Origin of the sequence: Ruminococcus sp. AF17-1AC (assembly GCF_003461385.1) — a bacterium.
In the GTDB taxonomy this organism is placed as follows: domain Bacteria; phylum Bacillota; class Clostridia; order Oscillospirales; family Ruminococcaceae; genus Hominimerdicola; species Hominimerdicola aceti.
In genome coordinates this window covers 57,686-81,103 of sequence record NZ_QTWZ01000006.1, presented here as the reverse complement: position 1 = coordinate 81,103, position 23,418 = coordinate 57,686, and the positions used below count along the sequence as shown (strand labels likewise).

29 protein-coding genes are annotated in these 23,418 nt (G+C 44.5%); 5 read left to right on the top strand and 24 right to left on the bottom strand.

The annotated features are described in order from the left end of the window. Nucleotides 1-4 precede the first annotated feature (4 nt). The 3 genes from DWW81_RS06010 to DWW81_RS06000 are packed head-to-tail and all read right to left on the bottom strand — an operon-like array spanning nucleotide 5 to nucleotide 1,806. Nucleotides 5-256 (bottom strand): hypothetical protein, encoded by a 252-nt coding sequence (locus DWW81_RS06010; protein WP_003525178.1) that lies wholly within the window; start codon nucleotides 254-256, stop codon nucleotides 5-7. Nucleotides 257-258: 2 nt separating this feature from the next. Further along, the gene (locus DWW81_RS06005; protein WP_024721677.1) at nucleotides 259-558 is read right to left on the bottom strand and encodes a hypothetical protein; all 300 of its coding nucleotides are present in this window, start codon (nucleotides 556-558) and stop codon (nucleotides 259-261) included. Nucleotides 559-570: 12 nt separating this feature from the next. Further along, entirely contained in the window at nucleotides 571-1,806 is a 1,236-nt protein-coding gene (locus tag DWW81_RS06000) for a DNA polymerase IV (RefSeq protein ID WP_015573051.1), read from the bottom strand. A gap of 150 nt (nucleotides 1,807-1,956) precedes the next feature. On the opposite strand from DWW81_RS06000, the gene DWW81_RS05995 reads away from it, so the two are divergent. Then, the gene (locus tag DWW81_RS05995) at nucleotides 1,957-2,367 is read left to right on the top strand and encodes a helix-turn-helix transcriptional regulator (RefSeq protein ID WP_015573052.1); all 411 of its coding nucleotides are present in this window, start codon (nucleotides 1,957-1,959) and stop codon (nucleotides 2,365-2,367) included. A 100-nt stretch (nucleotides 2,368-2,467) separates the two neighbouring features. After that, the gene (locus DWW81_RS05990) at nucleotides 2,468-3,001 is read left to right on the top strand and encodes an ImmA/IrrE family metallo-endopeptidase (RefSeq protein WP_024721678.1); all 534 of its coding nucleotides are present in this window, start codon (nucleotides 2,468-2,470) and stop codon (nucleotides 2,999-3,001) included. A 41-nt stretch (nucleotides 3,002-3,042) separates the two neighbouring features. On the opposite strand, the gene DWW81_RS05985 is transcribed toward DWW81_RS05990, so the two are convergent. The 7 genes from DWW81_RS05985 to DWW81_RS13220 form a co-directional block, all read right to left on the bottom strand. Then, nucleotides 3,043-3,513 carry a GIY-YIG nuclease family protein gene (locus DWW81_RS05985; RefSeq protein WP_024721679.1) on the bottom strand — a complete coding sequence of 157 codons (471 nt, stop codon included), beginning with the start codon at nucleotides 3,511-3,513 and terminating at the stop codon, nucleotides 3,043-3,045. A 103-nt stretch (nucleotides 3,514-3,616) separates the two neighbouring features. Beyond that, nucleotides 3,617-4,042: a sigma-70 family RNA polymerase sigma factor gene (locus tag DWW81_RS05980; protein WP_117896543.1), complete on the bottom strand. Its 426-nt coding sequence runs from the start codon at nucleotides 4,040-4,042 to the stop codon at nucleotides 3,617-3,619. A gap of 94 nt (nucleotides 4,043-4,136) precedes the next feature. Next, entirely contained in the window at nucleotides 4,137-4,646 is a 510-nt protein-coding gene (locus tag DWW81_RS05975; protein ID WP_105116765.1) for a sigma-70 family RNA polymerase sigma factor, read from the bottom strand. Between the two features lie 599 nt (nucleotides 4,647-5,245). After that, nucleotides 5,246-6,466 carry a tetracycline efflux MFS transporter Tet(40) gene (gene tet(40) / locus DWW81_RS05965; RefSeq protein WP_117896542.1) on the bottom strand — a complete coding sequence of 407 codons (1,221 nt, stop codon included), beginning with the start codon at nucleotides 6,464-6,466 and terminating at the stop codon, nucleotides 5,246-5,248. 50 nt (nucleotides 6,467-6,516) lie between these two features. Next, nucleotides 6,517-8,436, bottom strand: a complete 1,920-nt coding sequence (gene tet(O), locus DWW81_RS05960; protein ID WP_109215033.1) for a tetracycline resistance ribosomal protection protein Tet(O) — start codon at nucleotides 8,434-8,436, stop codon at nucleotides 6,517-6,519. Nucleotides 8,437-8,749: 313 nt separating this feature from the next. Further along, nucleotides 8,750-9,124, bottom strand: coding sequence for a TnpV protein (locus DWW81_RS05955; protein ID WP_001129922.1), 375 nt, complete (start codon nucleotides 9,122-9,124; stop codon nucleotides 8,750-8,752). Beyond that, nucleotides 9,105-9,671, bottom strand: coding sequence for a hypothetical protein (locus DWW81_RS13220; RefSeq protein ID WP_181984645.1), 567 nt, complete (start codon nucleotides 9,669-9,671; stop codon nucleotides 9,105-9,107). Before DWW81_RS13220 ends, DWW81_RS05955 begins: the two co-directional genes overlap by 20 nt. A gap of 415 nt (nucleotides 9,672-10,086) precedes the next feature. On the opposite strand from DWW81_RS13220, the gene DWW81_RS05945 reads away from it, so the two are divergent. Genes DWW81_RS05945 through DWW81_RS05935 form a run of 3 tightly spaced genes read left to right on the top strand, consistent with a single transcriptional unit; the run spans nucleotide 10,087 to nucleotide 11,025 of the window. Then, the gene (locus DWW81_RS05945) at nucleotides 10,087-10,461 is read left to right on the top strand and encodes a hypothetical protein (protein WP_102364679.1); all 375 of its coding nucleotides are present in this window, start codon (nucleotides 10,087-10,089) and stop codon (nucleotides 10,459-10,461) included. A gap of 23 nt (nucleotides 10,462-10,484) precedes the next feature. Then, a complete protein-coding gene (locus DWW81_RS05940) occupies nucleotides 10,485-10,817 on the top strand; it encodes a hypothetical protein (RefSeq protein ID WP_015573057.1) in 333 nt (110 codons plus the stop codon). Beyond that, nucleotides 10,804-11,025 (top strand): hypothetical protein, encoded by a 222-nt coding sequence (locus DWW81_RS05935; RefSeq protein WP_015573058.1) that lies wholly within the window; start codon nucleotides 10,804-10,806, stop codon nucleotides 11,023-11,025. Before DWW81_RS05940 ends, DWW81_RS05935 begins: the two co-directional genes overlap by 14 nt. A gap of 58 nt (nucleotides 11,026-11,083) precedes the next feature. Here DWW81_RS05935 and DWW81_RS05930 read toward each other — a convergent pair whose 3' ends face one another. The 14 genes from DWW81_RS05930 to DWW81_RS05865 form a co-directional block, all read right to left on the bottom strand. After that, nucleotides 11,084-12,793, bottom strand: coding sequence for a CHAP domain-containing protein (locus tag DWW81_RS05930; RefSeq protein WP_015573059.1), 1,710 nt, complete (start codon nucleotides 12,791-12,793; stop codon nucleotides 11,084-11,086). 40 nt (nucleotides 12,794-12,833) lie between these two features. Next, the gene (gene srtB / locus DWW81_RS05925) at nucleotides 12,834-13,604 is read right to left on the bottom strand and encodes a class B sortase (RefSeq protein ID WP_015573060.1); all 771 of its coding nucleotides are present in this window, start codon (nucleotides 13,602-13,604) and stop codon (nucleotides 12,834-12,836) included. 37 nt (nucleotides 13,605-13,641) lie between these two features. Continuing rightward, nucleotides 13,642-15,975: a VirB4-like conjugal transfer ATPase, CD1110 family gene (locus DWW81_RS05920; RefSeq protein WP_015573061.1), complete on the bottom strand. Its 2,334-nt coding sequence runs from the start codon at nucleotides 15,973-15,975 to the stop codon at nucleotides 13,642-13,644. Continuing rightward, nucleotides 15,968-16,333, bottom strand: a complete 366-nt coding sequence (locus tag DWW81_RS05915; RefSeq protein WP_015573062.1) for a PrgI family protein — start codon at nucleotides 16,331-16,333, stop codon at nucleotides 15,968-15,970. Before DWW81_RS05915 ends, DWW81_RS05920 begins: the two co-directional genes overlap by 8 nt. After that, complete coding sequence (locus DWW81_RS05910) at nucleotides 16,333-16,518, bottom strand: hypothetical protein (protein WP_015573063.1); 186 nt, start codon at nucleotides 16,516-16,518, stop codon at nucleotides 16,333-16,335. Before DWW81_RS05910 ends, DWW81_RS05915 begins: the two co-directional genes overlap by 1 nt. Before the next feature lie 14 nt (nucleotides 16,519-16,532). Beyond that, the gene (locus DWW81_RS05905) at nucleotides 16,533-17,369 is read right to left on the bottom strand and encodes a hypothetical protein (RefSeq protein ID WP_003525214.1); all 837 of its coding nucleotides are present in this window, start codon (nucleotides 17,367-17,369) and stop codon (nucleotides 16,533-16,535) included. A 73-nt stretch (nucleotides 17,370-17,442) separates the two neighbouring features. Beyond that, nucleotides 17,443-17,802 (bottom strand): glutamyl-tRNA amidotransferase subunit A, encoded by a 360-nt coding sequence (locus tag DWW81_RS05900; RefSeq protein ID WP_014635894.1) that lies wholly within the window; start codon nucleotides 17,800-17,802, stop codon nucleotides 17,443-17,445. A 14-nt stretch (nucleotides 17,803-17,816) separates the two neighbouring features. Further along, entirely contained in the window at nucleotides 17,817-19,613 is a 1,797-nt protein-coding gene (locus tag DWW81_RS05895) for a VirD4-like conjugal transfer protein, CD1115 family (RefSeq protein ID WP_117896541.1), read from the bottom strand. Beyond that, complete coding sequence (locus tag DWW81_RS05890) at nucleotides 19,600-19,803, bottom strand: hypothetical protein (RefSeq protein ID WP_002606285.1); 204 nt, start codon at nucleotides 19,801-19,803, stop codon at nucleotides 19,600-19,602. The genes DWW81_RS05895 and DWW81_RS05890 overlap by 14 nt, the downstream gene beginning before the upstream one ends. Before the next feature lie 9 nt (nucleotides 19,804-19,812). After that, entirely contained in the window at nucleotides 19,813-20,697 is an 885-nt protein-coding gene (locus tag DWW81_RS05885; RefSeq protein WP_117896540.1) for an LtrC-like protein, read from the bottom strand. A 5-nt stretch (nucleotides 20,698-20,702) separates the two neighbouring features. After that, nucleotides 20,703-21,497, bottom strand: a complete 795-nt coding sequence (locus DWW81_RS05880; RefSeq protein WP_003525219.1) for a PcfB family protein — start codon at nucleotides 21,495-21,497, stop codon at nucleotides 20,703-20,705. Continuing rightward, nucleotides 21,481-22,851: a relaxase/mobilization nuclease domain-containing protein gene (locus DWW81_RS05875; RefSeq protein WP_024721688.1), complete on the bottom strand. Its 1,371-nt coding sequence runs from the start codon at nucleotides 22,849-22,851 to the stop codon at nucleotides 21,481-21,483. Before DWW81_RS05875 ends, DWW81_RS05880 begins: the two co-directional genes overlap by 17 nt. Continuing rightward, nucleotides 22,842-23,183 (bottom strand): plasmid mobilization relaxosome protein MobC, encoded by a 342-nt coding sequence (gene mobC / locus DWW81_RS05870; RefSeq protein WP_024721689.1) that lies wholly within the window; start codon nucleotides 23,181-23,183, stop codon nucleotides 22,842-22,844. The genes DWW81_RS05875 and mobC overlap by 10 nt, the downstream gene beginning before the upstream one ends. Continuing rightward, nucleotides 23,164-23,292, bottom strand: coding sequence for a DUF3789 domain-containing protein (locus DWW81_RS05865; RefSeq protein ID WP_242989553.1), 129 nt, complete (start codon nucleotides 23,290-23,292; stop codon nucleotides 23,164-23,166). The genes mobC and DWW81_RS05865 overlap by 20 nt, the downstream gene beginning before the upstream one ends. Nucleotides 23,293-23,418: the final 126 nt, after the last annotated feature.

The following is a 23,418-nucleotide window of genomic DNA, read 5'->3' as shown; positions in this document are numbered from 1 at the left end:
ACCATTAGGATTTTGCTTCTACAAACCACTTTCCGTTTTCTTCGTCGAACAGAAATGTGGGCTTGCCGCAAATCTGTACCGTGTAGCGGATACCGGTTCCTCCGACTTTGGTGGAAGCCGCACGGCATTTCTGAATTACACGGTCTATCTCATATTTTTCATCATTCTCAAACTTGATGAAGTTCGGACGAGCCGTTCCATCAGGTCTATGTGTTACATTTACTTCAACATAAACTTTTCTTCTTTCGGATTCCATTTTTATTCCTCGTAATTTCTCAAAGTCAAAACTAATCTTCCCAAGTGCTTGTATCCGTCGATGTTCTTATCCGACACCCTGTACTTGGGTCGGTCATCTCCGGCAGTATTGATGTAACAGGAAAGCCTTCCTTTCTTAAAGCGTTTTTTCCGGTCAAAGAAAAGAAACATTCCCTCATATATACCGTAGTCGGTAAAATGGTTTCCGCCGTCCGCACGAAAGATAACAATATCTTCGCTGCACCCCTGCAAAAAGCAGTCGGGCATCGTAACATAAGCCGTAACCTCTTTTTCGTCAATCACATTTAGACCTCCTTAACCAACCATACCTGTCGGCATAGTGATTTCGGCTTTTTCCGGTGGTAGCCGCAAGTTCTGACACAGAACCCCATTCCTTATGCTGTCCTTTCCGAAACGCCGTCTGATTTCTTCAACACACTTTTCCATTCGCTCCAATTTGTCCTGCTTTGCGGCGTCCATAAACATATCTATTTGACGGGGCGTGTCTTGTGGAATAAGATTTATGGCTTGTACTGTCACAGAACGGATAGGGTTATTCCACCCATATCTTTTTTCAAACAACTGAAAAGCGGTCTTTGCAATAATCATCGGAGACTGTGTAGGAAGTGCAATCTTCGTCTGCCATTGCCTTGTATTGAGCGTGTTGTCTCTAATATGTATTGCGACACCTTCTGCACTCAGTCCGTGAACACGGAGCTTGTGTCCGATGTCTTGGGTTAATTCGAGAAACACGGGCCACACCTGCTCCGGTTTCTCTAAATCTGCTACTGTTGTTATACCGTGTCCTACACTTTTTATAGGAGAAACGAAGTCTTTCTTGGCAACAAGGGAAAGGTCGTTGCCGTTGGCATAGTTCCATAAAACTACTCCGTTCTTTCCTAATCTTCTGCGTAAGAACTCAGGGTCGTTATTCGCTAAATCCCCGATGGTACGAATACAATAGCTGTCAAGCACTCGCTGGGTTGCCCGTCCTACACCGAGCAGGTCAGCGGCAGGAAGTCCCCAAATCTTTTCTTTGAATGTATCCTTTGGTATAACGGTTACTGCGTCCGGTTTCTTCATATCCGAGCCGAGCTTCGCAAATATCTTATTAAAGGAAACACCCACAGAAATCGTCAAGCCGAGTTCAAACTTCATCGTTTCACGAATTTCATTTGCCACCTTTTCCGGCGAACCGAAAAGGCTTTCTGTCCCGCTAATATCCAGCCAACACTCGTCCATACCATACGGTTCAACTTGGTCGGTATATCGCTCATAAACGCTTCTCGCAAGCTTTGAGTATTTGATATACTCCTCATAATGGGGCGGCACTACAACCAAGTCCTTGCACTTCTGTTTAGCCTGCCATACTGCGTCCCCGGTTTTCACATCAAAAGCCTTTGCTTTGTAGTTCTTTGCAAGCACGATACCGTGTCGTTCCTCCACAGAGCCGCAGACAGCAATCGGATATTTCTTCAATGCGGGGTCGAGCATACATTCGACGCTGGCATAGAAGTTGTTCATATCACAATGAAGTATGCTTCGTAACATTTTTTGAACCCCCCTTGACATTTTGGGAAGTTTAGTGTAAACTATGAGTAGTTCAACTTCCTGTTTCTTATTATACGCAGTTTAAGTGTACTTGTCAAGAGTAAATGAGAAGTTAAACTGTAAATATTCTTTTAAGGAGTGAAATCAAAGATGACATTCGGTGAAAAAGTCAAAGCAGAGAGGACTAAACTCGGTCTTAATCAGGATGAATTGGCTGAAAAAATAGGCGTAACCCGACGTGTAATTTGTTCTTATGAAAATGATAAATCCCGTCCGAGAGGAACGGAAAGATACAAGAAGCTGGCAGAAGCATTAAATGTAAATGTGAATTATCTGCTGTCTGAGGATGACGCTTTCATCGCCGATGTAGAGGATAAATACGGACGCAGAGGGGCAAGACAGGCTCAGGAGTTGCTTGCAGAAGTTACCGGTCTGTTTGCCGGCGGCGAAATGGCTGACGAAGATATGCGTGAAATGGTTGACGCTATTCAGGAAGCATATCTTATTGCAAAGAAGAACAATAAAAAATACACCCCGAAGAAATACCGCAAAGACGAGTAATCCTCACAGTGAACTAAGTCCAATATATGGGACACACAATAGTTTATAATTTATTATAGGGTAAATATCCGATATACTATAATATGGGAGGTGAGCCGGATTGGGGTATTACACTACGGCTGAAATTGTGAAAATCGTCAACAAGCTCATTGACCGTTGCGGTACTCGTGACCCGTACAAGGTCGCAAAAGAGCTTGGTATCAATATTATCTACCGAGATTTTGAAAAGCAGCGTGGAGCATACAAGGTCATTCTGAAGAACCGCTTTGTTTTCCTTAAAAACGGTATGCACCCGGTCGTGGAACAGATAGTGCTATGGCACGAAATCGGACACGATGTTCTCCACAGGCAAGAAGCGGTTGCTGTCGGCGGGTTCAAAGAGTTCAACATCTTTGATATGAGAGAGAACCGTATGGAGTATGAAGCAAATATCTTCGCTTCTCAGGCTTCGCTCCCGGACGACACCATTTTGGAATACATTGAAAACGGCTATGACATTCAGCAGATTGCACGGGCAATGTGTTCCGACATAAACCTAATTGCTCTGAAAGTAGATACGCTGATTGCACAAGGCTATCAACTTCGCAAACAGGAACACCAAAACGATTTTCTTAAATACAGTAAAAAAATATAAGACCGTCAAGTCTCGAATGAGATCTGACGGTCTAATTTTTATCAGTTTTTATTATATCCGAATTGTCTTGTGCAAAGGGTATCTTTCCACCATTTTTCACGACTCAGTATGTAATTATCATCCATTCGTGCGTTATAGTTTTCTAATACTGAATACTGAAAATTTGCTTTTATATAATCAAACCCTTTGGTGTCAACAATATGTTTAAGTTCAACATTCCCACCGTGTCCATTGTCTATATAGTTAGTCCACCTTTGAAGCAACATTCCATACTGAGCAGTTGCCGAGCCAACATACATTTTTCCGTTGCTGGTATCAGTTATAAGATAAACTGCTTTTTGATTTCTCAAAGCATCAAGCCAACCGCTGCGTTTATTCCGAATAATCGTTTCCAGTTGTGAAAAACTCAATCTTATGTTCTCATAACCCGGAAATTCGTCACCATCATAAGCAGTAGAAAGAATTTCTATTACTTCCAGTTCCTCCATCATAGACTCATAGGTTCTTCCCATGCCTTAACCCTGTATGCCATCCTGTTGTCCTCCTGCAAAAAATGAGTGAGGGGATTTCCATCCCTCACCCAGTAGCCCGCAGGATGGCAGGCTGTTTTAGAAGCTATAAAATTTTCCGCAGCTTCTTCCGCAGATGGTCTAACCTCGCATAGATGGCACCAGTCGTCAAATGCACAAGCGGGGCAATCTCCTTTGTGGAATACCCCTGCATTTTCAGCAGGACGATTTTCAAGGTACGCCCGTCCACCGTGACTAATACTTGATAGAGATTTTCGCTCTCAATCTCTTCCAGTAACTCCGCAACCGTACCCACTTCCGCCTGCCGCTCCCTGCCTGCCATGTCCTCAAGATATTCCGCAACGTCATTCGTCCATCGGTAAAACCGCCTGTTGGAATTGAAGTCTGCCCTGTCCGCCATGCGTATCTGCTCAATGGTCGCTTCATCAACGCCGCACTCACGCAGCAGCTTTTTCTCCGCTTCTTTCCAGATACGCCATTTCCTGTCCTCCCGTCCGTGGTTGTATGCCATTCTTACTTCCTCCAATCAGAATTGATTGAGAGGGCAGAGAAAAGCCCCCTCATCTTCCCAAAGGAAAAAACAAGGGGGCTGAACGCCTTAAATTTTAATTTTCTATTATCTTTCTTAGTTTTATTAGGATTCTGGCTTTGCGTTTGTTTACAACGCTCTGGGTTATGCCCAACCTCGCCCCGACTTCACGCTCGGAAAGTCCGTCAAAAAAGATTGCCTGTATCAGCTCCTGTTCACTATCCGACAGCAAAGGCAGGGCGGCTTTCAGCCTGTCCACCATGACCGCATTGACAACGGTTTCTGCAATGTCCACCGCTTCATCAGTGATAAAGTCCAGAGGATTCCCCTCGCTGTCCGTAAATCCGTCGAGAGATAGCAGTCTATTCTTTGTATCTAATTTTTGCAGATAACGCCACCGTTCCTTGTCACGGTAGAAGTCTGTGTATTGCTCCCTCACGACTTCAAGCAGACAGCCTTGAATGGGGATAAACAGCTTGTCCATATAGGTCTGGTCGGATTCCCTGCAACGGCAGAACTCCGTGTAGGATAATTCCACATAGCCGCCACTTTCTCTGATATATACCTTTCTTGGTGCATATTTCACCATAAATACCTCCCATCTGAATTTTTGAAATGTAAAAAATCCAGATGGAGAGGCGGAGAACGACACCGCATATCAGAAACAGCCCTACGGCACTTTCCAACAAAAATCGACAAAAGAAAAACCGCAAAGGCTCTGTGACCTTTACGGTTATAGGAAATAGTAATTCTATTGTATGGAGATTGTACTTCTACTTTCAAGGTGAGAAGTACCGTTGCACTGGCAGAAATTTTTTTAACTGGTTTCCTGCCGTTCTCTGATATGCTATGTATTGATAAATTTTGCTTCGTATGAGCAGATAGATAACTGCCCGAAAAAAGGACATAAAAAAATCCCTCCAAATTTAAAAACAAATTCAGAGGGTAATTTAGGGTATAACAAAATAACCCACCCGAATATCGTTTTTTTTATTTGGTGAGTTTGTTCTTTCAAATACGAAACAAATGCTCATGTACGGTAAAGTATCACAAGAAAATTATGTCGAATTGACAGCCGCCTCCGCTATACCGAATAAGGAAATAAAGAGTCCTCAAATTTTGCGCTACTAAATGAAGACGAGCGGAAGTAATCTCCCGCTCGTCAGTAAACTTAACTATGCCATATCAATCCCGCTTCTTTCCCGCCACCGGCACTAAGAACAGCGCGGGCAACAGCAGGAAAGCGGTACAGACCAGCCCCCAGGGTATGGACACCTGCTGGGCTACCAGCCCCACAATAGGCCCGCCGATGATCTGCCCTAAAGAGTCCAGCTGTCCGCTGGTGGAAAAGACTGTGGCGCGCATTTTCTCATCCACATGGTCGTTCATCCAGGCGGCCAGCACAGGCTCCTTGATGGTGCGCATAAGCCCCGCCAGCAGGAACACCAACAACATGAACCAAAAGCTCCGCCCCACCGCGAAGAGAACCAGGCACAGGATATACCCGGCGCTGGTGGACATGACCACACTGGTTCGGCTGACAGTCCCTTTTTTCTCCATGCGGGCGATGAGCAACTGAGAAGCCAGAATACCTAAGCCGCTGCCGATAAGACTGATAACACCGAACCAAGTGACGCTGTTCAGCGGCCCGATAACGGGTATTACCGTGTCATCCAGAAAATGAGCGGTGGAGAGCCGGTCAAAGCCTTCACTGGCAAGTCCCCCGCATAGTGTGATTGCTAAGAGCGTCAGCAACACAGGTGCGCCTTTCACAAAGCCCAGGTTGAGCTTGAACAGGCAGACAAAGTCTTTAAGCAAGCCCTGCCGTTCCTCAATAGCAGGGGAGAAGTTGGTTTCTGGCATGATGCGACCCAACACCAGCCCCAACAACAAGCACAAACTGCCCCCCAAGATGACAGGCATTTGCAGGTTTATGTTTCCCAGCAGTGTGCCCAGCACCACGCCCAGAACGCCGCCGATTTGCCCCATTTGACTGCCCCGCAGGAACACCTTGTCTATGGGTTTGTCCTCTTCCTCCGAGGCAATCCACGCCTCCAGAGCGCCGGTGATGAAGGTATCACCGCAACCCCAGACAACCTGGGCCAGCAGAACCGTCGCGAACCACGGTAGCGCACCCTCCATCAGAAAGCCCAGGCCGTAGAGGAACATTCCAATCAGCACCGAGCGCCGACGGCTATACAAATCCGCCACCACACCGGTGGGCATCTCGAACAGAAAGCAGGAGGTCTCCTGAACCGTCCCTACCAGGACAAGCTGGAAAGCATCCAGCTGCACCACCTCCAGGTGGTACACGATGGAAAGCACTGTGGACATAGAAACCGCCAGGGAACAGACAAATCGGAACAGCAGGTAGACAGAATATGCCTTTGAATTTTTAGCAAACATGAAGTTACATTCTCCTTTCAAATCTCATTTTATATGACTTTTGCAAGCTGTTAAGCTAACTTGTGGAACATATGCCGAACCTTATCTATACGGCTATTCGGGCGGCGGGGTTGGCAAATAAATTTACCAATAGCTGGCTGGTATCCTTTTAACTCTGTCAAGCAGACTCCCTGCCCATTTGTGAAATAAGTTAAATCGTTCCTGTATTCTTGAATACATCTAGCAGGGATTTCTCCTTTCAGAATGACCTCGTCATTCTTTATCTGAGTACTTACAATATCTGCACAATACCTTGGAGCATCATGATACGCCCGTGAGAGATATTCCTGCGGTGCATAAATTTCAAAGTGGAGATATGGCTCTAATAGTTCTGTCCCTGCTTTTTTTAAAGCCTGCTCCAATACGATAGGGGAAAGCAGCCGAAAGTCTGCGGGGGTACTTACAGGACTATAATACAATCCATATTCAAAACAGATTTTACAGTCTGTCACTTTCCATCCATACAGCCCCTGCTCGCAGCCATAAAGAACCCCCTCCATAACCGCATTTTGGAACGATTGATTTAAATATCCAAGTGAAACTCTGCTTTCATACTGCACTCCGCTTCCAATAGGGAGCGGCTCTATGGACAACCCGACAGAAGCCCAGAAAGGATTTGGCGGGACTTCTATGTGGATGGTATATTCTGCTTTTCTAAGCGGTCTTTCCATATATATAACAGTAGGCTCTTTTATTTCTGCCTCCACATGATATTTTTCCTCAAGGATGGCACAAATGACTTCCATCTGCACATTCCCCAAAAAAGATAACATAATCTCATGGGTAACAGTATCAATGTCAAAATGCAAAAGAGGGTCTGTATCAGCAATCTCTGCGAGGGCATTTAACAGGGCTTCCCTTTGCTCCGGCTTTTGCGGCTCTACCGTTGTCCGAAGTAATGGCATGGGATTATCAATCCGTGTTTTGTGAGGCAGGAGTTTTTCATTTCCCAGGATATCGTTCAGTTTCAAAGTATCATCAGCTAAAATAACAATTTCTCCCGGACAGGCATGGTCAGCCGGGACGATTTCACCGTTTGTCGGAACACACATCTCTGTGATTTTTATTTTCTCTTTTTCAGATATTCTAATAACATCCCTCAAATGCAATGTTCCGCTATATATACGCACATAAACAAAACGCCGCCTTTTCTCTGAATATTCAATCTTAAAAACCTGCCCGCATAGTTCAGATTGACCTTCAGGCGTTGATGAATAAAATTTACTGGCAATTACTTCTATAAGCTGCCGAATCCCCAGATTGTTTTTAGCGCTTCCGTGATAAACGGGAAATAACGTTCCGTTTTGGAATCTCCTGTTTTCTTCCTGTTCCAGTTCTGACATTTTAAACGGTTTCCCTGACATATATTTCTCTAATAGTTCATCGTTTCCCATAATTACCGCATCCCACTGTTCCATATCGTCATTGTCCGTTACATTTATATGGGGATGCTGCCCAACCTTTTGCTTCACTATAATTTCCGAAGAAAGCTTTGCTTTCATTTCCCGATATACCATTGGCAAATCAATCCCCTCTTGGTCAATTTTATTGATGAAAAAAATTGTCGGAATCTTCATTATCTGTAGTGCATGAAACAGTATACGGGTCTGTGCCTGTATGCCATCCTTTGCAGAAACTAATAATACTGCTCCGTCTAATACGGATAAAGAACGGTATACTTCCGCCAAAAAATCCATATGGCCTGGCGTATCTATAATGTTGACTTTTACATCCTCCCACTGAAAAGATGTCACTGCTGTCTGGATAGTGATTCCCCTTTGACGCTCCAAATTCATTGTATCTGTCCTTGTTGTGCCTTCATCTACGCTCCCTAGTTCTGCAATTGCACCACTGGTATACAATAAACTTTCCGTTAATGTTGTCTTTCCTGCGTCAACGTGAGCCAGAATGCCTAAGTTAATTATTTTCATGTGATTTTCCTCCTATCAACACCCAAAAAAGGGCATAAAAATACCCAGTGATAAATACTCCTATCACTGGGTAAATAACTCCAATAGCCCCAAAACACTTATATGTTTTCGGGCATATAAAATTACATGATAAAAGTATTCTTAAACTGGGTACAAAAAACTAAGCCCCATATTAAAAGTGAAACGGGACTGCTACTTTTTGTTCCCACTATCAAATTGACAGTTTATTTAAGAATACCTTGCCGCATATTTATTAGCTCCTTGTATAATACTGAATCTAATTATACTCCTTAACCCTTTATTTGTCAAGTGTTTATGCAAAAATAATTTCCTTTTCCACAATCTCCCTCGCACAAGCCCTTATGTTATTGAGGCATCCTGTCCATTCTAAGGCGTTTTCTGCCTTTAGCTGTTCCGTTATGCCCTGTGCCTGTTTCATACCCTCTATGAGCCTTTCAAAGCGTTCCTGTGCCTGTCTGTTGATGTCGGCAAGGTAGGCGTTTAGCCTGCCGCTTGTAAGAAGATTGGTGTATGTAACTTTACGGTACTGTTTTAGATAATCTAAATGCCGTTGCCCCCAGATGCCTATTGCCTGTTCTTCTTCGGCGGGTACAGTTAAGCACGGTATCAAATAATCCCCTTGCCTTTCGTATTTGCCGCCCAGTTCCTCAAATAATGATTTTGCCATTGTCTGTTACCTCCACATTCTTTTTTATTTTGAATGTCCGCAAAATCCGTCCTACATCAATCGGATTTGATGGCAGATTCCAATGCACAATTCTTCGGCAATAATTGTGGAAATCCAATCCTTCTTGTCCTATGGAAGTAGATGCTAAAACAAATGGTCTAAATGGAGAATTGAAAGAATTTCTAACGCTCTTTTTTCTGTCTGCGTCCTTTTCTTTTCCATCTCCTTTAGTAAAGGCAACTGCAAAGTGAGAACGAATAGCAGTTGGTTTTTCCTTTGTTCCATTTGCTCTTGCCTTAAACGCATTGAATGTATCAATAGTGTATATTGTGGTTCTCACATCCATAGAACTTGCTATTGTATAGTGTAAGTTATCAACCAAATTATTGTCTGCGTCTAAACCGTTTGTAATTAAATGAGCATATTCATCAAACATAGCCTGAATGTTTCCCTGCTTGCAATAGGTAAGCAGATTTTCCCAATGTGCGTCCTCGCTTTTTTTACCACAAGCAAGCTCGACTGTGGCTGTAGACTCGGCTGTATTCATACGGTTTATAAAGATTTTTGCAATCTGACTTGGCAAATAACTTGGAAAAGTAGTTCCTCGTTTGCAGTAAGATTGATAGGTTCTGTTTATAGTTATTGCAGGAGAAGCTATATGAACTATGCTTCATATAATGGATATATAAAGAAACTGCTGGGACTTATTTTTATCCTGTCCGACGACTTTTCTATGTTCAAAGCAAAAGATAATAGAGACAGCGATTTGTTGATGTGTTTTACTTATCACACGCACAATGTCTATCTGAAAGATAGAGAAATAACTGATTTTGAATAATGTACTTGATGGCTACTCAAACGAGCAGCCATTATTTTTTTATTGACTTTTTTCAAGTAATAGTGTATTATAACAATGTGAAGTGTGCAGTTCACAATTTTAGGAGTAAAAGAGGTGATTAAAAGTGTCGAGAGTATACACCAGTTACAGTGAGGAAGAATTTGCTCTAATATCTAATGAATGCGAGCAATATGGAATGACCCCCTCTGCATTCCAAAAGTATTGTGTACTATTATACTTAGGACAAAATGCCGAGGAAATTAAAAAGATAGATATAGAAGAAATGAAACAAATTATGAATCAAGAACTTAATAACAAAAAAGTTGGAGACAAATTCATTGTAAGTGCTTTGTTACCACCGGAAAAGTGGTCAAATCTAAATCGAAGTCAAAAAATCACATTAAGCCTATATTTAAAGAACATAATAGAAAACTGTTCTGACAGATTTAGAGTATGTGATATTTTACACAATAATATCAAGCAATATGAAAGATACTAAAGTCAAGCGAAAGAAAAAATGTTATGGATTATTTGAAAACGGCAGATGAAATTGTTGATGTCTATTTTGTCACATATATAGAGTCTTGTGATAAGAATAATAATTCACATTCTACATCTTGGAGAAATAGATATATAGGTCAAGACGGTGTTATCTATATTCTTAAGAATGGAAACAGACAATTCTTTGTTTGGCATCCTGTTGACGATGATTTTAAACCAATTACTTCTTTGGGAATTATTAGTTCCCGTGATGATTATTATATTAAAAAGAACAATCTATTAGTAACAACTCAGAATTCCATTTACAAATTCAGGCTTATCAACAAGGAGGTGAACACTGATGATAAAACTTAACAAAATGGAACAAAATGAATATAACGCTTTTATTGTTGCTGTTGTTCCTTCATTATTACCCGGCACATACCACTTTAGAGACTTTTTCACAAATAGAGTTACATCTGCAAGAATCGGTCGTAAATTCTATGAAGATGTTGTCAATGGTATATATCCGCATATTTCTCTTGTTGGGACAAAGGCTTCAGAAGGTTATATTTGTTCTTGAGTAAATACCTGATTTCTCATAATGTACTTGATGGCTACTCAAACGAGCAGCCATCTTTTTAATATGCCGGAATACCGTATCCGTAGATAACAGAGCTTCCGACAGGGTATGTTTTGGTTCTGCAAGTGTCGCCTGAGTTGCCCTCAACGGTATAGACTGTACCGTTTTCGCATTTCTGAACAATACCGGTGTGGTCTGTCACACCGTCGCCCTCCCAGTCAAAGAAAATGATTGTACCGGGCGAAGGCTCATACGAACCGTCTGCCCACTGTCCTCGGTCTCTGAACCATTGTACACCGTTTACACAGCCGGCATACTTTGGAATAATACCGGCGTCGATATATCCGCACTCGTTAGCACACCAAGAGACGAAGCAGGCACACCATTCTACACGGGAGTCAAATCCGTACCAAGACCAGTAAGGCTGACCGCCTACATTACCCACCTGTGACAAGGCAACCGTTACGATTTGGTCGTCGCTGTATCCGATACCGTAAAGCACCTGAGACCATAGTTGATTGTTTTCGTCCTTTAGCAGCTCGGCAAGATACTCTTTCTGCTCCTGATTAAATCCGTACATAGCCGCCATTTCATCAACGGTCTTGTGCGATACCGTGATATACAGGAAAGTTTCTGTTACTGTGGTTTCGGTCTGTACGATGTTGCCGTGTCCGTCGTCGCTTTCTTCGATTTCGGTATGGGTTTTCGTTTCCGTTCGGGAAGAAATATCGTTCATTTCCCAAAAAATATCCGACAGTAGCTGCTTCTTGGTTTCATCAACCGTAGCAACCTCCATCGGATTGTCGGGGTCGGTATTCACTTTAACAGAATAGACCGCAAGAACATCTTTCCAAACAGCTCTGCTTCCGCTCATTTCAAGCACATCATAGCTTACAGAGTTCTTTTCCTGTTCCAATCGGTCATCATATTCCTGATTGATTTCCTGAACGACTGTCTGCATTGACATTCCCGTGCCGGAATCCTCTCCCGAAAAGAAGATACCGAACACAGAACCTGCAATCAAGGCTACAAGACATAGCACAATAATTACTACCACCGCAACCCAACCGCCGGCAGCGATAGCGGCAATAAGACCTTTTACCGCCGCTATGATTGCTTTTACTGCGGCAATGGTGGCTTTGGCTGCGGCTTTAATCGTAGCGGCTGTTGCTTTGGCTGTGGCTTTTGCCGCCTGTGCCGCTTTCTGCGAAGCCTTAACTGTCGCCTGAGCTGTTTTCTGTGCCGCTTTTGCCGCTTGCTGACTGGTTTTTATCGCAGTCTTTGCAGTCTGCTCAGCCGTCTTAACCGATTTCTGTGCGGTCTTTGTTGCTTCTTTTCCGGCAAACTTAATGGTTTTCTTTCCGGAGGAAGTGGCAGACTGCTTTATGGTCTTTTCCGCCTTATCGACAGTCTTAATCGCAGAGCTTGTGTTTTGCGAAGCCTGTTTTCTCAAAGACTGCTCGGCTCGCTGCTGCTTGAAACGCTGAATACCGTCCTTTGCGGTGCGGATATTCTCTTTTGTGGTTTCAAGTCCCTTTCGTCCCGCCTTGTCAAACGCATAGGCACCATCGTGAAACACCTCGTCAATACCGCTTTCCAGTTTATCGGAAGCGTATTCCTCGGCAGAACTGCTGTTGGCATTTACCGACCGCTCCGCCTTTTCTTTTGTTGCGATATACGCCTGCTTCATTCGTTGGGTTGCGACGGCAGCCTTATCTATTGTTCGTATCGTACCTTTTGCATTGTCTTTCGTTTTAATATCAGCCATACAATCCCTCCTTCCTATGCAGGCTGAACTACCTGTTGTATTATTCGTTTATTAGCTTCGCCACTACAACAAGTCTGCCGTTTGTCCGGGAATACTCACAGGTGGAAAGGGTCAGGAGCTTGTCGCCGTATTCGGCGGTTATGCCGGTTTCGTAAAGCGACAGTTTCTTGCACTTCTCAACATAGGCAGTGAAATCCTCGGCGGTGTCCGCATTGACGAACTGATAATATTTGAAGCTGTCGGGACTATCCGTATATACTACGGTTTTGAACACGGCAATTACTTCATAGGTCTGTCTATCGGTCAGCGTATCAAAGGATACTGTTTTGTGCTTTTCCCAAAAGCTCTTGTCCTTGAATTTCATAAGACCGGCGAACATAGAGCCGTCGTTCATATGATGACCGTAGATAATGATATTGTCGCTTGGCAGTTCCATATCGCAGTTTTCCTGAACATAAGGACAGCCGTAGTCGGTGTATGCCTTATCAAAGCCGTGCTTCAGATAGAAGTTCGGGTTGTCCTTTGACTGCATAACGGGATAATTGATTTTTGTGTCCTCAACCTTAATCCAGCCGACCATATCGTTATTTTGCAGATAAAGCTCCTGATACTCCGGGATAAAGGTCTTTTCTTCGGAGTAGTTCATCAGCTCTGTGGTTTCTTCAGGCTCGGTCTCCACAACCTCAATCAGATTGTCGTACATCTCAGCCTGCTTTGCAGAGTCGCAATAGTGCTTGATGAGAAAACCTGAACTGACGGCAAATACAATGCTGAAAGCACAGATTATGGCAATATAGATTTTGTTTTTCATAGGTGTTTCCTTTCTCATTTACAGAATAGGGCAAGGGTTATGCACCCTCGCCCGGTTTGGTTGTCATCAGCTTATACAGCTTCGTATTCTTCGGGAACTTATTTGCAAACGGCACAAGCGAACTGCCGACCTTAATCAATCCGTGTCCTGCGTCAACATTCGTGATATACGAAAGCTGGAGGTCAGAAATGTTAAGGAGCTTTGCAAGCTCAATTCTGTCGGTTGACGCCTGATTGAGCATAATCAAAAACTCGCTGTTTGCAAGCATAGTTCTCGCTGTATGGCTCTGCAAAAGGTCGTCCACATTCTGTGTAATGCCGGTGGCATAAGCGCCGTACTTTCTTACACGCTTCCAAAGCGTAAACAGGAAGTTTGCAGAATACTCGTGCTGGAACAGGAGGTAGATTTCATCAATGAAGATAAAGGTCTGCTTACCTTTAGCACGGTTCTGTGTAATACGGTTCAGAATAGAGTCGAGGACGACAAGCATACCGATAGGCATAAGCTGCTTGCCGAGGTCAAGAATGTCATAACAGATAAGTCGGTTATCCGTATCAACATTGGTTGGCTTTGCAAAGGTATTCAAAGAACCGTGAGTAAACAGCTCGATAGCAAGGGCGATTTCCTTTGCTTCCGGCTCGTCCTGTTTCAAAAGCTCCGCACGAAAATCCTGCAAGGTAGGAACAGTACCGGTATATCCTCTCTGCTGATAGTCTCGGTAAACACTTGCCGTACAACGGTCGATGATAGATTTCTGCTTTGCTCCGAGGTTTGTACCGCCGATAAGCTGTTCGCAAAGGGACATAATGAACTCGGATTTCAGGATAACCGGGTTTGCTCCGTCGCCGTATTCCTTGTTCATATCCATCGCATTGATATGGCTCGGAGAAGTAGCGGAAATATTGATTATTTCGCCGCCGAGAGCTTTTACAAGCTGCGAATACTCTCGCTCAGGGTCTATGATAATAACATCTGCATTGGAGGAAAGAATGATATTTTCAATTTCACCCTTTGCCGCAAAGGATTTTCCGCCGCCGGATACGCCGAGAATAAAAGAGTTGCCGTTGAGTAGCTGTCTGCGGTCGGCAATAATCATATTTTTACTGATGACATTCTGACCGTAGTAAATGCCGTTTTCGTGGTAAATGTCCTGAACCCTGAAGGGAATAAAGACCGCAAGGCTTTCTGTGGTAAGGGTTCTGAATGCGTCAATCTTGCGTGTTCCAAAGGGCATAGCCGTATTCAGTCCGTCCATCTGCTGATACTTGAGAACGGCAAACTGGCACAAATGCTTTCTTGCCGTAGTAAGCAGAGCTTCGGTGTCGTTATCAAGCTGTTCTTTGGAGTCCGCAGTATGAACCATAGTGAGTACAGCGAACATCATTCGCTGATCACGAGTGGTAAGGTCATCAAGGAACTCCTTCATTTCCTTTTTCTGCTGTTCCATATCATACGGAACGGTAGCGGAAAAGTTATTGTTCTGATTCTGCTTTCTCTGCCAGTTGGTTATATTCGTCTCAACCCCAAGCAGTCTGCTCTCTGCTTCTCGCACCGCTTCATCGGTAGGAACAGGTACGATGTCAATGGACATCATCAGGTTGCGGTTCAGGTCGGTAAGCTCGGCTACCATACTGTCCTTGATATAGGAAGCGTACTCACGAAGAAAAAGGACTCTCCCGTAACGGTTTCCCATTTTGAAGTAGTCCTTTTCAAATTCCATTGTATCGGGGCAAACATAATCCTTGAAATCGTGTCCCTTCTTTCTCGTTTCCTTAATATTGAAGTGGTAGGCGGTTTCCTCCCCGACACGGAAGAAATCGTGGACAATTCTCAGTCTCTCATCGGTTTCAAGCTCCACACATTTGCTTCCGAGTCTTGCAAAGTGGGCAATCAGGTCAGCACCGACACGGGCAAAATAGGTTCGTGCGTCCTCCACGCTCTTTTTATTGATGGAGATAGTAACATATTTATCCTGAACGATGGCATTTGCCCCGGTTGCCTTGTCGAGAAGCATTTTGTTATATTCCTCTCGGTAAACATCAAGCTCATCGCCGGTTTCGGGGATAAGAATGGTTTTCTCAAAGTCAAGACGGTTAAGCCGTCTGTTGTTGATAGTCAGCTTTGTAGTAGCTCCGCTGTCAAGAGAGTTGAGAAGCTCGGAGTATTCAAGGAACATTGCTTCCTTATCCTCACGGCTCGCTACGGCATAGTTAATATCCGTGAACTTGAAGCTTTTGGAATACTTGTCCTTGCCTACACGGAAAATGCCGTCATCATAAATAGCGGTAATGGGAATACAATCCTGTACGCCCTTTGGTACTACGAACTTTTCTTTGTCCTGCTTTAACAGGTTTGTAAGAGTTTTAATCATTGTTCTTATAAGCCTCCTTCTGTTTTTGTTCGATTGTCGGTTTCATCAATTCGTAATAGGTGTTGGTGGAATGAAAGACCAGCTTTTTCGGCATAAGGAACTCGGACTTTATCCACGCCCATATAAATTTCTCAGCCGTCATTCCGTTGTATTTCACAAAGCCGAGAGCCGCAAAAGGGGCAGCTCCCAAAATGCACACCCACGATACAGTTTCTGTTCCGAGGTACGGTTTTAGGAGGAAGTAAAGTCCTACCGCTACCGCACAGGCGAGGACAGAAAAAATGAACTGTCTGAGCGACAGTCCAAAAAACATTGACTCTGTGTAATTTCGTATCTCTCGGTTAATTTTGACTTCCATCAAAAGCTCCTTTCTCTGCGATATGCTTGTTTTGCGTGACGGATTTCATCAGAGCAGACGCAGGTGTCCGCAAGGCAAATCACATTGCCGTTTTTCTTTCCTCCGTAATACACACAATATTTGCAGTCGCAGTCGGCAGGCGTATAGCCCTGCCATCTATCGTTATTATTCTTGTTTTTCTTCATCAGAGAACCTCCCGTTATAAGCCCATCATTTCACGGATAATTCGGTCGCTCATCTTAACCGCACCGACAAGCACAAGCATATTGAATACCAGTTCGCCGATATATGCCCATACCTGAGTAACGGCTGCTGCGTCAGGGTTCACTACCGGCGGCGTAGAAGCAAATAGGGAGAAGATGATACAAGCAAGTACAATTACTGCTCCCTCAAGCAAAACGGCACAGTAGCTCTTTATAAAGCTCTTACCCACATTCTGCGACGGTTCTCCGGCAAATGTGGAAAGCGGTATCGGAGCGAGAGCAGTGTACATATACAGCTTGAAAAATCGTCCGTACACCGTCATTATCATAATGAACGACAAGACCGTGATAAACAGTCCGCCGATAAGAGTAACCGCCCACAATGGGATACTTTCAAAAAATCCGCAGCTTTCAATGGTTGTTACCATTTCAGCAGGTAAAGTTGTTTGATTGGGCGTACCGAATCCCGCAGATGTCATAATGGTTGAAATCGTACCTTGTACGATGTCGAACAGGGCAAGCATAAGCTCCAGCCCGTAGGTAATCACACCTTTGGCAATGGCAAAGCGGATAAACAGCTTTAATGCGTGTTCCGGTTTCTTTACATCGGTAAAACTTCCGCAGGTGCGAACCACACCGACAACAAAAAACAGAACAAGCAGGGCAAGACCGATAGCCTGAACTGCTCCGTTGATATTCACCATTACCGACCAAATACTGCCGCCTTTGAACTGTTGCGGCGAAGTGGTTAGCAACTGCCATATTTCCGAAAGCTTGCTGTTCCAAGTTTCAAGGGCATTTTCGAGGTTCTGAACTACCCAGTTATCACTCATCTGTTTGCACCTCCTTTAAGATTAGGGGCATACCTGAAATGCCAGGTATGCCCCGTTTGATAACTGTGTTCTCTTAACCGGTAATAAGGGTAAGGATTTCCTTTGCAAAGGTAATGATGATACCGCCTGCAAGAGTCAGGAAACCGTTGGCTCTCTGAGACGGGTCGTGAGACTTCAAAGAGAGACCGACCTGAACGATACCGAAGCCAAGCAGGATAAGACCGATGGCACGGATAAGACCGAAGATGAAATCGGACAGATTGTTGACTACGGTAATCGGGTCGCTGGCGGCAAAAGCGGTAACGCTCATACCGCAAACAAGAGTTGCTGCTGCGATTACGGCGCAGTAAGCACGGAAGCCTTTCTGAACCTTTCCGGTCATAGGCAGCTTCTGAGTAGTTTTCTTTTCGTTGTTCTTCTTAAAAATGTTCATTGTGTTTTCCTCCGTTAAAATAAGTTTTTATTCACTTCAAAATCCTCATCGGACAGAAGTTCGTAATTGGTTTCTCCGTAGCTTTCCTCCGGAAGTTCTTCCGGGTCAATAGAAAGAACGGAAATTGATGAGTGCTTGATGGTCACTTCGCCGTGTTTATATGCAGAAGCCTTTCCATCGGTTGTAAGTGCCACATTCGGGTGCTTCAAGATGTCGTACTTGAAGTCCATAACGGGGCGTTCTCCACGAATAAACAGAATTGCATATTGGTTATCAAGCATACGAACCTCATCAGGAGTAAGAAGCTCTCGACCGCTAATCTGATAATTTGTGGAGTAGTTGCCGCTTCGACCGGTACTTTTTCCGAAAGTGTTGGTATCAATGGTTTCCTTGCCGAGAAGCTCGGACACATATTTGTGGGTGCTTTGCTCGTTGCCGCCGAGATATAAAAACTCGTCGCAGTTACCTACAATGCTTTCCCATTGCTTTTCAAACAAGGCTTTAAGCTGTGCCAAGTTCTGCAAGATAATACTTACCGATACCCCACGGGAACGCATAACCGAAAGAATTTTGTCGAAGTCATCAGGGAGTGAAACATTCGCAAACTCGTCCATCAAAAAATGAACGGGAACGGGAAGCGAGCCGCCGTGAATATGGTCGGCAGCATAAAACAACTGCTGAAAAAGCTGTGTGTAAAGGATAGATACCAAGAAGTTAAAGCTGGAATCGTTATCCGGTATCAAAGCGAACAGAGCGACCTTTTTCTCTCCGAGTGACGGGAGGTCAAGCTCGTCTGTGGTGGTTAAAGAAGCAAGACTTTCAAGGTTGAACTTTTCCAGTCTTGCCGCAAGGGTTATCTGTATGGACTTTAAGGTTTTCGCCGCACCTGAATGATAGGAACGGTAATACTTCAAAGCAATGTGGTCGGGATTCGACATCTCCAATTCCGCAAACAGTTCATCAAGAGGAGAAGGTCTTGTGTCCTCCTCGTCCTCAATCGCACCGGCTCTGAGCATTTCCATTATCATTGCAAAGTTCTGTTCATCTTCGGGTGCTTCATAATGAAGATAAAATACAAGTGCAAGCAAAAGCATTGAAGCCGAGGTATCCCAAAAGGGGTCTTGTGATTGACTTCCTTTCGGAGTGGTACTCTTAAAAAGGTTCGTCACGAGCTTTTGCACATCGTTGTCATTCTGCAAATAGACAAACGGGTTATAGCAATGGCTTTTCTCCATTGAAATCAAATCGAGAACACGGACTTCAAAGCCTTTGCTTTCAAGCAGCTTTCCGGTATCTCGGAGAATTTCGCCCTTTGGGTCAAGAATGACAAATGATGTGTTGCACTGCATAAGATTCGGCTTGCAGTAAAACCTTGTCTTACCGGCTCCCGAACCGCCGCACACAAGGGTGTTTAAGTTTCTTCGGTGTTTCTTCGCATTGAGTCCGATACAGACATTTTGCGTCATCAGCTTATTTGCAGAAGCCGGAGACTGTCTGTATTTTTTGTTTACGGCTCTTGCATTGCCCCATTTTGCAGAACCGTGTTCTTCACGCCTTCGGTAATTCTTCTGTGTTGAGAAGTAAATCCCAATACCCATTGCATAGCAGAGAAGCAAAACGAGGACAGTTTTTAGGCTGTCCTCGCATAGCTCAATATGAAATGGTTCGTTGAACGCTGTTAATAGGCTCGGCAGTATTTCCGGCAATCCTCCTTTTACAGAGGGTGCAATCAGAAGTGCCAGCCATACGACCGGGATAATACCGATGACGGAAAGAATAATAGCAGACTGCCTCTCGTTATCTCGATTCACAGGAGCGTTCCTTTTCGATAACTTTGAACTTTTTCTTTGGGGCAGTTCCGACCTTGATGATAAGGTCGTCCACCGCATCGGTAGATTTGCCCTCGTTCATCAAATCTGTTTTCTCGTCGTTGAGAGAACGGATAATAATGCCGTGTTCATAATCGTCCAATGCGATATGATACATTTCTTCCTTCGCCATAGTCTCACCTTATCTTTCGTAGTCTTTGCTTTGTTCCTGCTTTTTCTTGTAAAGCTCATCGGAAACACGGGAGTGAATATCCGCCATTGCGTTTCTCGTTTTGGAAAGCTCATAGCGAATGTCCTTCGGCTCTTTGCCGGCGAGCTTTTCAGGGATACGGTTGATAGCAAAATTCTGTGTATCGACGCCGTACTTTTTGCAAAGCATATAGCCGATACATACTGCCTGAAAGCCCATATCCGCTCTGCTGTAACTGTCGCTGTTGATAGAGAGCTGTGCGTGGCCAAGCTCCTGTGCTACGCACTGAGCGACCGCTACGCTGTCTCCCACATCACGCTTTACATACAAGGTCTGTTCCTCGTTGTTATAAAACGCCGCCATATTGGGATACGGAAGCTCATTTGTTGCTTCCACTTCAACCGGGGAAGAATCCAGCATAACGGTAATGAGTGCTTTCGGGTCACGGTTGACAGTCGGTGCAGGCGGTCTTTTGCCGTTGGTCTGCGAAACATCAAAGACCTTTTTCACATTGTAGGAAATGCCGGTCGTACCGTCTTTCTTTGCATACTCGACAGGTTCAAGAATGGAAATGCTTTTCGCACCTTTCTGAATTTTCACATTATCTTTGCTCCAGTCATCAAAGTTTTTAAGCTGGCTTGCTTCGGGAAGCTGCTTGAAAATCAGAAGTGCGTTGACCGCAGAGTATCTGTCAAGACGGCTCTGCGTATCAAGGAAGGCTTTGAACTTTTCCGGGTCGGAAACAATCGCCTTTGCGGTGTCGTCCGCCATCTGATATACGGCTTCTTTTTCAGCCTTCATCTTCTCGGCATATTCCTCTTTGGAAAGTCGTTTGCTCTGCTGTCCTGCCTTAGCAGGGGTAAAATTGTTTGTCATTGTGATTACCTCTCTTTCACATTTTTGCTTTTAGGTTTCGGCTGCTGGTGTACGGTCTGTGCCGGGGCGTTCTTGACTTCCGGCTTTGATACCTCCGGCTCTTTGCGTTCTGCTTCTTTCTGCTGCTTGGACTGTGCCTTATATCGGTCAAGCTTTGCTTTTACCGACGGCTTTCTCTGTCTGTCGCTTACAGTACCCTTATCAGTTTGCATATCTACCGGCTCGGAGTCGTGCCTTGACGGAGGGTTTTTGTCCGTTTTGGCGACTGTGGGGTTTGACTGGGAATACCCCTCTTTCTGAATAGGTTTTCTGACGGCTTCCTCAGTGATGATTTCGTTTTTGGTTTTCGTCGGCTTGTCTTTCTCCAAAGCTTCACGCTTTTCGACAGCCTTCTGAGACTCGGTGACAATCGCAGCCTTATCAACTTTACCGAGTTCAAATCTCTCAACGATTCTCTGAATTTTGGAAGCGTCCTCTGCACGGGCAATAATATCAATCGGGACATTATCGCCCTTTGTGTTTTTATCCCTGAGTACGCAGTAGAGAACGCCGTAGCGTTTTGCCTGCTCGGTAAACTTCTTCAAGTCCTTGTTGGGGATAGAAAACACCTTCAGCTCCTTGCCCGACTTAATCATATTAGTAAGTCGAGCCTTGCCTTTTGTTTTCTGTTCCTGTTTGAGAACAGAGACTAAAAGAACGGCAATATTCTTTGCTGCCGCTCCGCTTAATTTTGCGGCTACTTCAAAGCCTTCAAGCGATAGCCTGACGACCTGTTCTGCCGCATCACCTCCGTTTGTCATTACGGTTCTGCTCCTTTCGTTCTTGTTTTTCTTCGTAAACTCTTACCGTTTCAAGGTTGGCTTCAATAACCTTTGACCTTTCGGCTATGTCATCACAAAGACCGACCTCTTTGCGGAGAGTCCACAGCTTGCTCGTGATTGCCGTAATCTGCTCTTTGACATTTGATAGCTCATCGTCACTCAAATTTCTTCTTAACTGTTTTCGCAGGTGCGTTCTATCGTCAGTCAAGGATTTGATTTGCGACAACACGGACTCTTTATATGAGAAAAGCTGCTCGTCGGTAGAAATGTTCTCCCGTCCAAGCAGCCTTGTCTCCTGAGTGATTTTGTCGAGCTTCAGCAAATCTTCTTTCAAAAGATAGTGAAGCCTTGCGGTATTCTGTTTTTTGTACTTCGGCAGATAACCCAGCTTATAGCAGTAATGCAGATACAGCCCATACAGTCCGCCGACCTTTTTGACTTTGTGTTCTCTTGTGGGCATTCGGTACTGCCTGACTCTTACCGTTTCCTTTGCAAAAGGAACGATAAGAACCTTTTGATTTTCCGTCAGCCTACGCTTGATTGCGTCCTCGGTATAATTCTCTCCGAGTGATTTAAGTCGTATCGGCTTCTTGTATCCTTTCGGGACAATCGTCCAATACTTTCGACTGTCGCTGAGACAATGTTCATAGCCCATCTGAGTCAGGATATAATCAAAGGTCTTTAAGTTGGTGCTGTGTGCAATCGCTTCATCAATGGCGTCACGGGTCATTGAATATCGGCTTGGCATACCGGCTTGTTCCTGCTTGTAGTAATAAGAGGATTGCTTACTGCGGTTTGGGTTCGGATTGTAATACAGTCCGTACTTTTCACAAAGGCAGTCGGCAACCAAACGAAACTTGAACCACGCTTTTTCGTCGCCCCATAACCGCTTGCCGTCCACAAAGGAAACGGAGTTTATTACATAATGACAGTGCAGGTGTTTCGTGTTCAGATGAGTAGTAACCACCACCTGAAATCTTTTGCCCCACACTTCGTTTGCAAATTCCATTCCGATTTTCTGTGCAAGCTCCGGGGATATGTCCTGTTCCTTAAAGCTCAGGTATCCGTGATAGGCTTGAATGCCGTCGTCTTTGCCGTATGCTTTTTTTACAGATATAAACTGGTCTCTTGCGGTCGCAGGGTTGCAGTTGATACCCTCTACGAAAAACTCACGCTCGGTTTTTTCTTCGTCCTTTGCATAGCTGAGAACATCACGGAGAGCCTGATACTGTTCCTCGGTGTAAATGTCTGCCGCCGTCTTTTCGGGATTGGCGGCATAGTCGATTACCTGACCGAGCCTTGATGTGACCGACCACAATTTACTTACTGCCATTTCATATCGCTCTTATCGGGTCTTAAAAAAGTACGCTCCACATCAGCCTGAAACTTGTGCCAACGCTCGGCTTCCTTTTTGAGCTGCGGTGCGTCCACAAATCCGAGGGTGTTTGCTTTCGCCGCAAGCTGATTGATGTTGTTGCCGATAGCGGAAAGCTCACGCATAACATCGTAAAATCTTTCATCGGGCTTTTCTCTCGGCTCGTATCCTCTGAGAAGCAAACGGATAAGTCCGCCTTCGGAAAGACACGCCCGCTTTGCTTTTTTCTGCAAATCCTGAGCTTCTGCCTTGTTCATCAGAATGTGCTTTTCAATGTTTCTCTTGCTCATTTTTATCGCTGTCCTTTCTGTAAATATAGTGTCTGTCCCGGTTTATCTGAAACAGGCACATTGTTGTTACTCCGAAAAAGCCGCCGATGAGTAACCCGGCGGCGACCAATACTATCTCCCGCAAAGCTTATGCTCCTTTCTTGCTTGGGGTATTAGGGGCAACCCCTAACGAGTGTACCGTTTTGGACATTCCTGTCCATAAATGGTCTGCTCGCTAAGATTATGCAGACACTCA

Bases quoted from the DNA above. Each gene is read 5' to 3' on its own strand.
- DWW81_RS06010 (WP_003525178.1), bottom strand. From the start codon at position 256: ATGGAATCCGAAAGAAGAAAAGTTTATGTTGAAGTAAATGTAACACAT.
- DWW81_RS06000 (WP_015573051.1), bottom strand. From the start codon at position 1,806: ATGTTACGAAGCATACTTCATTGTGATATGAACAACTTCTATGCCAGC.
- DWW81_RS05995 (WP_015573052.1), top strand. From the start codon at position 1,957: ATGACATTCGGTGAAAAAGTCAAAGCAGAGAGGACTAAACTCGGTCTT.
- DWW81_RS05985 (WP_024721679.1), bottom strand. From the start codon at position 3,513: ATGGGAAGAACCTATGAGTCTATGATGGAGGAACTGGAAGTAATAGAA.
- DWW81_RS05980 (WP_117896543.1), bottom strand. From the start codon at position 4,042: ATGGCATACAACCACGGACGGGAGGACAGGAAATGGCGTATCTGGAAA.
- DWW81_RS05955 (WP_001129922.1), bottom strand. From the start codon at position 9,124: ATGGCAAAATCATTATTTGAGGAACTGGGCGGCAAATACGAAAGGCAA.
- DWW81_RS13220 (WP_181984645.1), bottom strand. From the start codon at position 9,671: ATGAATACAGCCGAGTCTACAGCCACAGTCGAGCTTGCTTGTGGTAAA.
- DWW81_RS05940 (WP_015573057.1), top strand. From the start codon at position 10,485: ATGGATTATTTGAAAACGGCAGATGAAATTGTTGATGTCTATTTTGTC.
- DWW81_RS05935 (WP_015573058.1), top strand. From the start codon at position 10,804: ATGATAAAACTTAACAAAATGGAACAAAATGAATATAACGCTTTTATT.
- DWW81_RS05930 (WP_015573059.1), bottom strand. From the start codon at position 12,793: ATGGCTGATATTAAAACGAAAGACAATGCAAAAGGTACGATACGAACA.
- srtB (WP_015573060.1), bottom strand. From the start codon at position 13,604: ATGAAAAACAAAATCTATATTGCCATAATCTGTGCTTTCAGCATTGTA.
- DWW81_RS05920 (WP_015573061.1), bottom strand. From the start codon at position 15,975: ATGATTAAAACTCTTACAAACCTGTTAAAGCAGGACAAAGAAAAGTTC.
- DWW81_RS05915 (WP_015573062.1), bottom strand. From the start codon at position 16,333: ATGGAAGTCAAAATTAACCGAGAGATACGAAATTACACAGAGTCAATG.
- DWW81_RS05910 (WP_015573063.1), bottom strand. From the start codon at position 16,518: ATGAAGAAAAACAAGAATAATAACGATAGATGGCAGGGCTATACGCCT.
- DWW81_RS05905 (WP_003525214.1), bottom strand. From the start codon at position 17,369: ATGAGTGATAACTGGGTAGTTCAGAACCTCGAAAATGCCCTTGAAACT.
- DWW81_RS05900 (WP_014635894.1), bottom strand. From the start codon at position 17,802: ATGAACATTTTTAAGAAGAACAACGAAAAGAAAACTACTCAGAAGCTG.
- DWW81_RS05890 (WP_002606285.1), bottom strand. From the start codon at position 19,803: ATGGCGAAGGAAGAAATGTATCATATCGCATTGGACGATTATGAACAC.
- DWW81_RS05885 (WP_117896540.1), bottom strand. From the start codon at position 20,697: ATGACAAACAATTTTACCCCTGCTAAGGCAGGACAGCAGAGCAAACGA.
- DWW81_RS05880 (WP_003525219.1), bottom strand. From the start codon at position 21,497: ATGACAAACGGAGGTGATGCGGCAGAACAGGTCGTCAGGCTATCGCTT.
- DWW81_RS05875 (WP_024721688.1), bottom strand. From the start codon at position 22,851: ATGGCAGTAAGTAAATTGTGGTCGGTCACATCAAGGCTCGGTCAGGTA.
- mobC (WP_024721689.1), bottom strand. From the start codon at position 23,183: ATGAGCAAGAGAAACATTGAAAAGCACATTCTGATGAACAAGGCAGAA.